Source organism: Candidatus Leptofilum sp. (assembly GCF_965223285.1).
Classification (GTDB): Bacteria; Chloroflexota; Anaerolineae; order Promineifilales; family Promineifilaceae; genus Leptofilum.
On record NZ_OZ244997.1, the window covers coordinates 2,793,419 to 2,806,325 of the forward strand.

Annotated in this window: 10 protein-coding genes; 4 read left to right on the plus strand and 6 right to left on the minus strand. The window is 51.8% G+C overall.

What is annotated here, in order from left to right:
* Positions 1-91 precede the first annotated feature (91 nt).
* Together ACOQPU_RS12720 and ACOQPU_RS12725 are read left to right on the plus strand one after the other, a co-directional pair.
* Positions 92-730, plus strand: coding sequence for a hypothetical protein (locus tag ACOQPU_RS12720; protein ID WP_420645476.1), 639 nt, complete (start codon positions 92-94; stop codon positions 728-730).
* A 116-nt stretch (positions 731-846) separates the two neighbouring features.
* On the plus strand, positions 847-2,526 hold the full coding sequence (locus tag ACOQPU_RS12725; protein WP_420645477.1) for a FecR family protein: 1,680 nt from the start codon (positions 847-849) through the stop codon (positions 2,524-2,526).
* Between the two features lie 86 nt (positions 2,527-2,612).
* Here ACOQPU_RS12725 and ACOQPU_RS12730 read toward each other — a convergent pair whose 3' ends face one another.
* Both ACOQPU_RS12730 and add read right to left on the minus strand, forming a co-directional pair.
* Positions 2,613-6,110, minus strand: coding sequence for a CHASE2 domain-containing protein (locus ACOQPU_RS12730; protein WP_420645478.1), 3,498 nt, complete (start codon positions 6,108-6,110; stop codon positions 2,613-2,615).
* A gap of 138 nt (positions 6,111-6,248) precedes the next feature.
* Positions 6,249-7,250 carry an adenosine deaminase gene (gene add, locus ACOQPU_RS12735; protein ID WP_420645832.1) on the minus strand — a complete coding sequence of 334 codons (1,002 nt, stop codon included), beginning with the start codon at positions 7,248-7,250 and terminating at the stop codon, positions 6,249-6,251.
* Positions 7,251-7,360: 110 nt separating this feature from the next.
* On the opposite strand from add, the gene ACOQPU_RS12740 reads away from it, so the two are divergent.
* Positions 7,361-8,506, plus strand: a complete 1,146-nt coding sequence (locus ACOQPU_RS12740; RefSeq protein ID WP_420645479.1) for a uroporphyrinogen decarboxylase family protein — start codon at positions 7,361-7,363, stop codon at positions 8,504-8,506.
* 70 nt (positions 8,507-8,576) lie between these two features.
* Here the strand turns inward: ACOQPU_RS12740 and ACOQPU_RS12745 are convergent, their stop codons facing one another.
* The 4 genes from ACOQPU_RS12745 to ACOQPU_RS12760 form a co-directional block, all read right to left on the minus strand.
* Positions 8,577-9,587 (minus strand): phosphotransferase enzyme family protein, encoded by a 1,011-nt coding sequence (locus tag ACOQPU_RS12745; protein ID WP_420645480.1) that lies wholly within the window; start codon positions 9,585-9,587, stop codon positions 8,577-8,579.
* A gap of 56 nt (positions 9,588-9,643) precedes the next feature.
* Complete coding sequence (locus tag ACOQPU_RS12750; RefSeq protein WP_420645481.1) at positions 9,644-10,489, minus strand: 1,4-dihydroxy-2-naphthoyl-CoA synthase; 846 nt, start codon at positions 10,487-10,489, stop codon at positions 9,644-9,646.
* Between the two features lie 99 nt (positions 10,490-10,588).
* Positions 10,589-11,785, minus strand: a complete 1,197-nt coding sequence (locus ACOQPU_RS12755) for an acyl-CoA dehydrogenase (protein ID WP_420645482.1) — start codon at positions 11,783-11,785, stop codon at positions 10,589-10,591.
* A gap of 69 nt (positions 11,786-11,854) precedes the next feature.
* Positions 11,855-12,433, minus strand: a complete 579-nt coding sequence (locus ACOQPU_RS12760) for a hypothetical protein (RefSeq protein WP_420645483.1) — start codon at positions 12,431-12,433, stop codon at positions 11,855-11,857.
* A 166-nt stretch (positions 12,434-12,599) separates the two neighbouring features.
* Between ACOQPU_RS12760 and ACOQPU_RS12765 the strand changes: the two genes are divergently transcribed.
* Positions 12,600-12,899: a hypothetical protein gene (locus ACOQPU_RS12765; protein WP_420645484.1), complete on the plus strand. Its 300-nt coding sequence runs from the start codon at positions 12,600-12,602 to the stop codon at positions 12,897-12,899.
* Positions 12,900-12,907: the final 8 nt, after the last annotated feature.

Consider the following 12,907-nt stretch of genomic DNA (forward strand, 5'->3'; position numbering starts at 1 on the left):
TTAAGAATGCGGGAATTTGCCCCCACGCCGCTTAATTCCACCTAACGAAACTGTTATACTGGCAAACATTCACACCATCAGGAGGCCATTCATGCCTGCTTCTGAGCCTTCCCGTCCCTGGCAGATGCAGAAGCACCAAGAAATCTTGTCTGAGAGCAATCCGACAGCATTCGCCCAGCTGTCTGAGCTTGCCTTGCCGCATCTAATTGCCTTCTTGCGTCGAGAGTTCCGCCAGGTTGAGCCCCATCTGCATGAAACGGCCGCAATTGACAGCCTGCTCTCCTATCATCAATCTCCTAACAAGTTTGACCCCGATAAACTGAGCTTATTTGCCTATCTACGCATGTCTACCCGACACGATTTGCTAAATGCTATTGACAAACAAAATCGGCAGAAACGTCCCCTGGTCAGTATTGATGAGCCAAATATCCAATCTCAGTTAGTTGACGACGCAAATTCCTTAGAGGACGGATTCTCTTTAGCTGGCTGGTTAAGCAACGAAAATGAACCCCCTGCACAAGCAATCCTGAACAACTTTGAAGCCACACTATCTACTACCGATCGGCAGCTCTTTTTGCTAATGCTCAACGGTGTGCGAGAAACTGAACCTTACGCCGACATCCTGGGAATTTCCGCAACTTCCATCACAGAACAGCGGCGTGCAGTCAAGCGTGCCAAAGATCGCCTCACCAAACGCCTTCAACGCTTTGTGAACCGCCACAAAGTATAAATTTGTCCCATCCTGAAACTCCACCTCATCTTTTTGTCGAACTTTGCCTGTGGCTTCGGTACTAAGCTATAGAAAGACAAAATGCATACAGTTCTCAATGACTGGAAAGGTACCTTATGGAAAACCAACCTTTGATCCAATTGGCCAAACGTTCAGCTACAAATCCTACTTTCATGGCGAGCCTGATTAAACAGCAAGCTAATCGAGAGCAGGTACGCTGGGAGCAAATGGCCGAATTGTTAGATATTTCTGATGAGCAGTTGGCCAAGTTGGCCTTGTGCAAACTGCCGCGCGATGATTACTTCAGGCAAGACCTGCGTCATATTTCTGGGTATTCGGGCGTGAATCGGGTTGTGCTGATGCATTTTATGGATTGCATACAAAAAGAGGCACGCATGTCTCGGCGCAGCAAGCCATCTGCTACACCGAGCCAAACGAGTAGACCGACACGGAGGGCAAATTTTTTCATGAGTACAAAACAGGGCCTGGCCTTTAGCTTAGCAGCATTACTTATTTTGATTTTAGGTGCTTTTGTGCTGGCACAGCCTGGCAGAACAGAAGCAACATTGGTTGTCTCGGCGGGTGAGGCAGTTGTAAACCAGGCAGGGGGTGCACTCTTTGCCAGTATGACAGAAGGCAGTGTTGCCTCTGGTGAAGTTATGACAGTCAGTGAGGGAGACACCATTCGGCTGACAGAAAATGGCTCAGCCCAATTGCGACTACAAGACGGCAGCACGGTTGATCTGTCTGGCGGCAGTACGGCAACCGTGGCTGAACTTGTGACAGATGGCGACAGCTTTCGCTTTCAGTTAAACCTGATCTCAGGCAAGGCGTTGAGCCGCGTGGTGCGCTTGCTGCGTGCCAATGACGCGTTTGAAATCAGAACTCCTTCCTCTACCGCTTCTGTGCGCGGCACAATATTTACTGTAGAGGTTCAATCTGAAGACAGTTCGCACATTTCGGTTGAAGAGGGTTTGGTGCAGGTGGCATTGCAGGATGGAGCATCTGTGGACGTGCCAGCAGGGTTTCAGGTAACGGCCGTTACTGGTGAAGCTCTACAAACACGTCCAAACAGCGAGCCAGCAACGCCAACACCTGCCGATGATAATTCAGAACCAGAAGACGACAGCACCCCGCCGGAGCAAGATGATTCACCTGAATCCCAGGCAGACAAGGTCGTTATTTGTCACTATCCCAGTGGAGACATAACGAAGGGGAATACCTTAGAGATTAGTGCCGATGATTTGGATGACCATCTGGCACACGGCGATACGGAAGGTGCCTGCCCCGACGCGCCTGACGGCGAAGAGGATGATCCCGATGATTCATCCGATTCCCAGACGGACAAGGTCGTTATTTGTCACTACCCCGGTGGAGACACAACGAAGGGGAATACCTTAGAAATTAGTGCTGATGCTTTAGATGCCCATCTGGCACACGGCGATACAGAAGAAGCCTGCTCCGACGCGCCTGACGGCGAAGAGGATGATCCCGATGATTCATCCGAATCCCAGACAGACAAGGTAATTATTTGTCATTATCCTGGTGGGGACACAACGAAAGGCAATACCTTAGAGATTAGTGCCGACGATTTAGATGACCATCTAGCCCATGGCGATTTAGAAGAGGCTTGCCCCGACTTGCCTGCTGGCGAAAGTGAAAGTGCCGAGGATTCCCCTGGCAACAGCGGCAATGCACCTGGTCAAAACGACGATGGTAGCCCTGGCAACAGCGGTAACAATAATGGTAACGGGGGAAATAACGGTAATAGTGGCAATGGGGGCAGTAAACCGTAATCACTTGTCTTAAAAGTTGCCTATCTCAAACGGCCGTAAAGAACGCAATTCATTCTTGTCTTTCATCACTGTATTTTAAGCGTTCTTTACGGCCTCTCTTCATCCTCAGATTGCTTGGAGCGCAAGGCAAACAACGGCACGGCCACAGCGCGACCTTTGATGTGCAAAGGTGTCAAAGACAAAATATCAATGCCATGAACGGCCGTTGCCATCTGGCTCTCCTCACCCAACACAACTTGCCATGCTTGAGCAACTTTCAGCATCTCATCGGCTAAATCCACAACTTCACCCAACGTCACAAATGAACCTCGCCCATTTGCGCCTGCATATCCCACAATTGCTTGGCCACTGTTAACCACAAAGCCAAAGGAAACTTCACGATGCAAATGATCCTCTGGCAGTGAATCTTGATAGTGGCGAATTTCATCCCGCAGCGATTGTGCCGCCTGCACTGCCCGCCGCACATGATCCTCCTGCGAAAGCGGCACATTAAATGCCGCCAGAGTTTCGCCATGTTCGGCATGGATCACGGTTCCTTCAAAACCCAAAATTGTTTCAGTTACTTTCTGGTGGAAAAAATTCAGCATGGCTAACACATCCATCGGATCGTGTTGAGATGCAAAGTTGGTTGGGCGTTGCATGCCAACCAGCAGAACCGTTATCAGTTGTTCCTGACCAGCCAGATTTAGCTCTCCCTGGCGTATTGCCTCAAGCGTTGCTTGAGCCACTGCGGGTGAGATGTTAGCGGCAAACATTCCCATGATTTCCCGCCGATGCTGCACTTCAACAGAGTAGCGATAAGCAGTGACCAGAAAATAGCTCAACCCAATGGTGACAAAAGGGTAGTAAAGATCAAGCATGATGCCTGTCGCATCAAAAAGCCAACCAGCCAGTAAGAAGTAAATTCCGGCAATGCCCAACGTAAAAACCAAGCCGCTAATCGGGCGCACGCTCACCCACCCTACCAACAGGCCAAGGAGCAGCAAAATGAATATGCGAACGGCCGTTACAGGCTCGCGAATAAATTTTTCAGACCAAATAGATTCGATGACATTGGCCAATATTTCTACACCATACATGGGACGGCCGTCGCTAACAGGCGTCAAGTAGCGATCTGGTTCGGCCGTAGCGGTGATGCCCACCAGAATAATCTTGTCTCGCAGGAGCTCCTCCGGCACAACGCTAGCCAATACATCCTGATAGCGCACCATGTTGAAGGTGGTTTGGGTGGGCTGGGCTGGTGGACCAGCGTAATAAACCCGCATCTCACCATCTGCGTCTACCGGCACCTGGCGACCCAAAATAGAAAACCGGCCGTTTGCCACTGCATGTTCATCCACACTTGCCCCTAAATAGTTAGCCAATGCCGCAATAGCTAAATTATTGTAAGACTCTCCATTCACCGAAATCGTTGTAGGCACGCGGCGAATATACCCATCCCTATCATGCAATATGCCTGTGTGCCCCAGCCCAGCCGAAGCCGTTACCAATGTGGTCTGAGGCAACACAATGCCCTCGTATCGCAGCTGATCTTCTAAATCGTGGAAGGCATCTCCCTGCACCAGCACCGGCTGTACCACATTGCCTGCTGCAGTCATCGCTTCCGCCAAGACTGTATCCTGAGCTGTTTCAGCTTCAAACACAAAGTCAAACACAATTGTTCCGGCACCGGCTGCGGCTAGCTGCTCGATAAGTTCAGTATGGAGTGAACGGGGCCATTGATCCCAACGGCCGTACTGAGCCAAACTGGCATCATCAACTTCCACAATTGTCACAATGTCACTTACAGGGTATGGTGCGAGCAACACATCCTGCATTTGCGTGGCCTGAACGGATAAGATGCCAAGCAGTAGCAGAAGCGTGACCAAAGCCCCGGCCACAACGCCAATCAGGCTGCGTGCCAACGAGATGCTTTCCCCATCTTCAAGCAGCTGCTTTTTAAGACGTTGCCATTGCAAGCGACGACGCACCACGCCGGGAAGAGAAGCAGGCAAGCTACCCACCTCTTGCTGAATCTGCTGCAAAATCTCCAAAGCCGGTTGGGACCCGTCTTCGATCACCTTATTTGCCAGCATCAGGACGGCCGTTTCGCTCTGCAACCGCCCGATCAAAGTAACAGCCTGTCTACTCTGGCTCGTAGATTCCAAAGCAAGCTGTGCCAACCGACTATCGCCCACTTCAGAAAAGCCTGTCGGCAGCCAATCGTCAGCAGCAGGCAACAGATGCAGCAGCGCATTCAGCGCATCCCGGCGTACACGCCATTCGGACGTTGACGTGCCCAAATCCAACAACTTTTCCAGGGAGGCACGTGCAGTAAACGTGGCTGGTAAAGACCCGGCTGGCTCTCGCAACAACAGTGCCAGCACACGCCTCACAACCGACTCGCTTTCAGAAGCCAAGGCAGTTAAGCTAATTTGCCAGCGCAAGTCTGGATTCGGGGAATGTTGCCACCAATAAGAAAGTTCATATTCATGAGCCAGAGCCCCACGCAGCAAGAATTGGTAGCTATCGTCGTCAAGCTGGTCATGGAAACGGCCGTAATGAGAAGAGAAAAACGCCAAATGCGTCAAACGAGCCGGAAATGGTTCATCCACTTGCCAACTTTCCTGGTAGCGTTGCAGTAAATATGCAACATCCTGCGCCACAAACTTCTCTTCCATTAGCCGAATCGGCTGCAAAGTAGGGCCTAGTTCGGCCTGAATGGTTTCTGGTAAAGCCTGGTAGAGAATACTGTAGGCAGCTTCGGCTGTGGCTGGCCTATCTTGCCATTGGAATGCAGTGAATTGCCTAAGAACAGCAGTTAACGCCTCCGGACACTCACCCCCCACCTGAGCCGGGTCTGGTAAAACAGCACCTTCATTTTTCTGCATCGTTGCCAAGCTATACTGCCTTCCCCACGGGAGCTCCCCAGAAAGCATTTGATAAAGCACAACCCCCAAACTAAAAATATCCGATTGCTGCGTAATGCTATGGTATGCCTGCTGTTCATACGGTGCATATGGCCCCGTACCCCGCCCAGTGTGCAGCACCATTGTGCTTTGGCTTAGCTGCTTGGCCAAACCGAAGTCGGCCAAATAAATCCGCTGTTGGCTATCCAGCAAAATATTGCTTGGCTTAATATCCCGATGCACAATGCCACGCATATGTAAATAGTTTAGGGCAGACAAAATCTGTTTTGCAGTTCGGGCAACCTGCAACAGCGAAATCGCCCCGCCTCTTAACCAAGTATCTACTGTCCCTAACCCTTTGTAAGCCATTACAAAGTATACAAACGACTCCGCCATGCCAAACTCATACATCGGTAAAACGTGAGGATGCTCTAAACTGGCAACCAAATGCACTTCCCGTTCAAAATTGGCTGACAGCATGGAAGCGACGCCCGGATCGTTTTTGTCTAAGGCAATGATCTTAATGGCCACCAACCGCTTGCGTACATTGTCAATGCCAGACCAGACAACGGCCTCGCCCCCCTTGCCGATCTGCTCGAGCAACGTGTAAATACCTAGTTGATAACCCCGTTTTAACTCTAGCTCTTCTTCTTGTTCTGCAAGCAGGAGGGGAATTGGTTGGATTTTGTCTTTCATTGTTTCATGTGATGGATGTTTGTGCAGTGCCATTATTCATGAATCGTATCATACCGAATAATAGAGTTCTGTCTCTAGCTTTTATGGAGTTGAGAGTTCGCTCAGGGGCAATTTTTACTACATTTTCATGTGCAGCGTCTAGGCGGACCGTTTTTTGGTAAGCAGATCTGCTTTCTCTTCTTCCGACAAAAAGGCAATTGTGAGTGCGTTTTGCTGTGCCTGGGCGACCTGATCTTCGTAAAGACCCGCCCGCTCCACAGCTATTTCATACTCATACGGTAAGTCTATGTTACTAATGCCCGGATCATCTGTGTTGATTGTTGCCAGGATGCCGTGCCTAAGCATCTGTTTGAGCGGGTGGTTAGCATAGTCTGGCACAGTGCTGGTTTGTACGTTGCTCGTCAGGTTCATCTCTACGCCAATGCCATTTTCCGCCAAATAATCCATCAAATCTGGATCATCCACAGCACGAACGGCGTGGCCGATGCGCGTGGCGCGTAGCTCCCGAATGGCCTGCCAAATGGCGGGGCTACCGCCCGCTTCGCCGGCATGAACCGTCACACCCCAGCCCACGTTCCACGCTTGCTTAAAATGGTCTACAAACCATTCGCCAGGGAAATTGACTTCATCCCCTGCTAAATCCAATGCTACAAAATCATCCCTGTGCGCCAGCAAGGCGTCCAGCTCTTTTTGGCCAGTTTTGGGACCAAAACCGCGTGTGATGATGCCAATCAGGTTGGTTTTGACGCCAAAATCACGCTCTCCAGCCGCGACACCATCAACCACCGCCTCCACAATGCCTTGCGGATGTAATCCATGTGGCTCTGCCATAAACATCGGGCTAAAACGGAGTTCGATGTAGTCAATACCCTCATTCAGGGCATCCTGCACATTTTCGTAAGCAATGCGATGGCAAACGTCATAATTGACTAAAATACCGATCATCCACTCAAATTTTTCAAAGAAGGCGAGCAAACCTGGCACGGGGGTTGTCACTTGGACATACGGCCGTAACCCCTCCAAATCCTTCGCGGGCAGTGGCAAGTTGTACCTCCCACCCACCTCCAGAATTGTCTCCAGCCGCACACTGCCATCTAGGTGGCGATGTAAATCAATAAGGGGCAAATCCGGCCGAATAATGCTCATTTACGTTCTCAAAATGGTTGTCACTTTGTAGATTGCTGGTATGTTAACCGCCAACTGTAAAACCAACAACTATCCACCACCCAAGCACCCGGGAGAAGATGATAATGACCCCACGCGAGCGCGTTTTAGCCGCCATGAACCATGAAGAACCTGACCGAGTGCCCATCATTTTGGGCGTCAGCAATGCCACCGGCATTAAGATGAAAACATACCAAAAGCTCAAAAAGCTGCTGGGGGTAGAGGGTGAAGATCGCTATTTGTACGATTGGCCGGAGTTGGGAACGGCCGCTCCCAACGAAACCATCCTACAACGCCTGGGAACCGACGTGCGCCCCGTGCTGGATCGCCATCCGGCGGCCAACATGCAGGCCAACGCCAGCCGCGAACCCGGCACGCCGTTCATAGATTCGTGGGGCATTGGCCAGGTAGAGCTTGCCCCCGGCGACTGGTTCCCCCACATCAACCCGCTGGTTGATGCCCAAACCATCGAAGATTTAGAGCAGTTCGATTGGCCCGACATGAATGACCCCAGCCGCGTGGCGCATGTAAAAGCAGAAGCGGCCGCACTTGCCGCCGCCAACCAGTACGCCATCATGGCCACGCCGTGGCTGCTCTTCCCGCTGGAACGCGCCTTCCAAATGCAGCGGATGGACAATTTCATGATGAGCTTGGTGGAGAAGCCCGATTTTGCCAAAGCGTTGCTGGCAAAAATCACTGAGTTATGCAAACAGTTGATGGGGCATTTTTTGCGAGAGTTGGGAGACAATGTAGACATCATCAAAATTGGGGATGATTTAGGCACGCAAACCAGCCTGCTCATCTCGCCCAAGATGTACCGTGAATTTTTGAAGCCGTTCCACGCCGACTACATCGCCTTCATCAAAGAACGTACCAAAGCGAAGGTGCTGTTCCACACTGATGGCGATGTGTTTCCGCTGGTGGATGATTTTGTAGAAATTGGGGTGGATATTTTGAACCCAATTCAAACGTCTGCCGGGCGCATGTCTGAGCTGGATGAATTGAAGCGACGTTTTGGGCAAAAAATCGTCTTTTGCGGGGGCATAGACACGCACCGGGTGCTGCCCTACGGCTCGCCAGATGACGTTCGCAAAGAAGTGAAGCGGGTCATTGAGGCACTGGGACCGGGGGGCGGCTATCTGCTGGCTTCGGTCCACACCATTATGAACGACGTGCCCCCAGAAAATGTGCTGGCCATGGTGGATGCGGTAGAAGAGTACGGCCGTTATTAATTTGCCACAGAGAGCACAGAGGAATAAGAGGTTTCTCTCTGCGTTCTCCGCGCTCTCTGCGGTGAAAAAATTAGCGGGGCATTTTGGGTGGGAGGAGTTCGCCGATTTTCCGGTAATGGTCGTAGAGGTTGGCATGGAAAACGGCCGTTTTCGCCAAGCCCTCCGGCCAAAAACACGCAATCCAGTTCGTTTTCCACAACAACCGACCAAACATCAGCAGTTCCATTTCGCCATCCGGCCAAGGCAACAACGTTTCATAACCCGTGCGGAACGCAGCCAAAAGCGTAGCATACGCCTCCGAATCCCCCACATCCTCGTACAAATCCAGCAGTGCCATCGCCATGTCGTGCAGGCGGTACCCCCAAATGGTGTCCTCAAAGTCAAACGGATATAGCTTCCCTTTGTGGATTTTGATGTTGTCGTGCCACAAATCACAATGGATGACGCGCAAATCGGCGGGGTCAAGATCAGCGTAAGTTTGGGCCACCACCTCGCTCATCTGGCGCAGCAATGACTCCGTTTGGGCATCGTAATTCGCCAAACTCCCCTCGGCAAAAAGCACGTTTGGCTCACCCCGTGAAAGAAAGTTGTCAAATTTTTTGGTCGTGAACTCGTCGGGTGGCTGCCAACTGGCTCCGTGCTGGTGCAGCTTGGCAAACAATTCCCCCATTTTGGTTATATTTTGAACGGCTAGCCGCTTGCCTAACAGAACACCAGGCTGCCAACTCATTAATACGGCATGGCGGTCTATGGGTACTCCCGCTGCTTGTGGAAAAACAACTGCATCCCCTACTGGCGTGCGCATCATTTTTGGTACAGGGATGTCTGTGTCCTGCGCCAGCGCATCGAGCCACATCGCTTCGGAAACGGCCGTTTCCGCCCCACGCCACGCAGGATTAGCCACACGCAAAGCAAACTGACGGTCATCATCAGACCACACTCGGTAAATGAGGTTGGTGTCTGTGCTGATTAGTTTTAGGCGAACGGCCGTTACGCCAAACTGTCGGAGCGCATCCTCTGCCAAGCCCCGCAGCCGCCTCAGCTTTCCCCTTGTTGTAAGCTGATGATAAGGATTCAACATGTCTACCGATTATTGTTCACTGTACGCGAAGCGGCCGCATTGTGACATTACCGAATCTACGGAATCCACTTGATATTTTTGAAGTTGGGCTTGCGCTTCTCCAGAAAAGCGTTGCGCCCTTCTTTGGCTTCGTCCGTCATGTAAGCCAGGCGAGTGGCTTCTCCGGCAAACACCTGCTGCCCCACCATGCCATCATCCGTCAGGTTCATGGCGAACTTAAGCATTTTGATGGACGTTGGCGATTTGGCCAGGATTTCCTGTGCCCATTGGTATGCCGTGTCCTCCAGCTCGTCGTGCGGGATGACAGCGTTGACCATGCCCATCTCATACGCTTCCTGCGCCGAGTAGTTGCGCCCCAGGAAGAAGATTTCACGCGCTCGCTTTTGCCCCACCATCTTGGCTAAATAGGCTGAGCCATAGCCGCCATCGAAGCTAGTTACGTCGGCGTCTGTTTGTTTGAAAATGGCATGTTCCTTGCTAGCCAGCGTGAGGTCGCAAACCACATGCAGGCTGTGACCACCACCAACGGCCCAACCAGGCACGACGGCAATAACCACTTTGGGCATAAAGCGCATGAGCCGCTGCACCTCCAAAATGTTGAGCCGAGGCATTCCCTCATCATCAACATACCCCTGATGACCACGGGCGTTTTGGTCGCCACCACTGCAAAAGGCGTAAACACCATCTTTGGTGGATGGCCCTTCGCCACTCAACAACACCACGCCAATGGAGGTATCCTCACGGGCATCTAGGAACGCTTCATACAGTTCGGCTACCGTTTTGGGGCGGAAGGCGTTGCGGACATTAGGCCGGTTGAAGGCAATCCGGGCCACGCCGTCCGATTTTTTGTAGGTAATATCTTCGTACTCTTTCACTGTTTTCCAGTTGGGTTTAGTTGTCATATTTCCACCTAAGAATTTTGTTGGTTACCGAAGACTGGCAGTCCTCTTTCAAACGAAAACTTATTCTCAAGAAAAAGGACTGCCAGTCCTGGCCGAAGTTTACATAAATGCCTGAATGCCCGTTTGGGCGCGGCCTAGGATGAGGGCATGGATGTCGTGGGTGCCTTCATAAGTATTGACGGCTTCCAGGTTCATCATGTGGCGAATAACGTGGAACTCATCGGAGATGCCGTTGCCGCCATGCATATCGCGAGCAAGGCGGGCAATCTCCAACGCCTTGCCACAGGAGTTACGCTTCACAATTGAGATCATTTCGGGTGTTGCTTTACTTTCATCCAGCAGCCGCCCCACCCGCAAGGCTCCCTGCAAACCGAGGCTGATTTCGGTCATCATGTTGGCTAGTTTAAGCTGGATGAGTTGGTTGGCAGCTAACGGCCGTCCGAACTGCGTCCTGTCCAGCGTATATTGTCGAGCGGCGTGCCAGCAATATTCGGCTGCTCCCAATGCCCCCCAAGAAATCCCGTAGCGGGCTTTGTTCAAGCAGCCAAATGGTCCTTTGAGTCCCTGTACATTGGGCAGCAAATTTTCGTCGGGCACAAAAACCTCATCCATCACAATTTCACCCGTGATGCTGGCACGCAGGCTGAACTTGCCTTCTGTTTTGGGCGTGGAAAGTCCCTCCATACCCCGCTCCAGCACAAAGCCACGTATCTTGCCGTCTTCGGTTTCATCGTGGCCGTAGGCTTTGGCCCAGACAACAAAAACGTCGGCAATAGGTGAATTGGTGATCCACATTTTGCTTCCGTGCAGAATCCAGCCATCGGCCGTTTTGGTGGCGCGGGTTTCCATGCTGCCAGGGTCGCTGCCGTGGTTTGGCTCCGTGAGGCCAAAGCAGCCAACGAGTTCACCATTGGCCAGCCTGGGCAAATATTTTTGCCGCTGTGCTTCTGTGCCGTAGGTGAAGATCGGATACATCACTAGGGAGCTTTGAACGCTCATGGCGCTCCGGTAGCCGCTGTCTACGCGCTCAACCTCGCGGGCGATGAGACCATAGGAGACATGGTTGAGGCCAGCAGCCCCGTACTCTTCTGGGATAGTGACGCCAAGCAAACCCAGCTCGCCCATCTCATTAAAGATGGCGCGGTCGAACGTTTCATGCCGATTAGCTTCTAAAATGCGGGGCATCAGTTTCCCTTGGCAATAATCATGAGCAGAATCCCGAATCATGCGTTCTTCAGAACTAAGTTGATCGTTTAGCAAGAAGGGATCGGCCCATTTGAAGGTTGGTTTGGTCATGTTTGCCTCTTTTTTTTGCCACAGAGGACACAAAGATTTTAGGGGTTTCTGTGGCGGTATGGTGTGGGTTTATTTGGGACGGCCGTACAGCCACCAAAACTCGGGCTTGGGGTAAGCGGGTTGCCATTCATCTGGCCAGACAAACTCACCGTTGGCAAAACGCGCGCGTAGCCCTTTGTCTTGGCGCAACACAGATTGCAGCAGCTTCTCATCTAGCTGATACGGCCGTTGCTGGAGCTGGCTTACCAGAGCGGCAATGATGGCGCGGACTTCTACTTGGGCAGCATAGGCACCTGCTTGCTCGCCACGCTTCTCGCGCAGGTCGCGCAAATATTCATCCCATTGGCGAATACGGGCGGCGAGTTCGGTGTGGGCTCGCTGCTCGGTGCGGACGGTCCAGGGGGAAACGGCCGTTTCAAACGTTTTTGTCGCCGCTGAAAGCTGAGTCTGTTGTTCACTCGTAAGCAGCGTATGCAATGATTTAAGCCGATGCTGCCGCAGCCAGTAGCCACCGAGCGTTAGCTTGGGCATGTTGCTACGCCCCATCGGCCAAAAAAGCGTCTCGCTTTTCAAATAATCCGCCATTTGGCTGGCCATCTCCTGCAAAATGGCTAAATCATGTGTTAGTTTCTCGTCGTTTTCTGCCACACCATTCTCCTTAAATAGTGGCTGGTGGCTAGTGGCCGATTATTGAACTAGCCACTAACCACCAACCACCAGCCACAACTAATTTGCTCCGGTATAATAGGCTACACAGATTAATCAGGCAATATAGGCTGACTGACTATCCCAGGCAATACAAAAGGAAAACCGTATGGCAGCAATTCGACGCGCCGCAATCTTAAAATTGGCTTCCGCCGCTTATGAAATGAAGCTGGATGTGATGAATGGCACCGTAACCCAAGCGGCAGACGGCCGTTGGCAAATTGGTAACCACGATCTCACTGCTTTTTTAGAAAAACATCAAGGGGAAGAGTTGGTCTTGGTGCTGGGTTCACTAGAGGATGATCGCCCGGTAGAAACGCGAACCTGCCGCACCTGCGGCCGTGATTACACCGATTTGGAATGTCCCCACTGCCGTGCCAACCGCATTCGGCTGCGTGGCCACGCCTAACAAAGAAA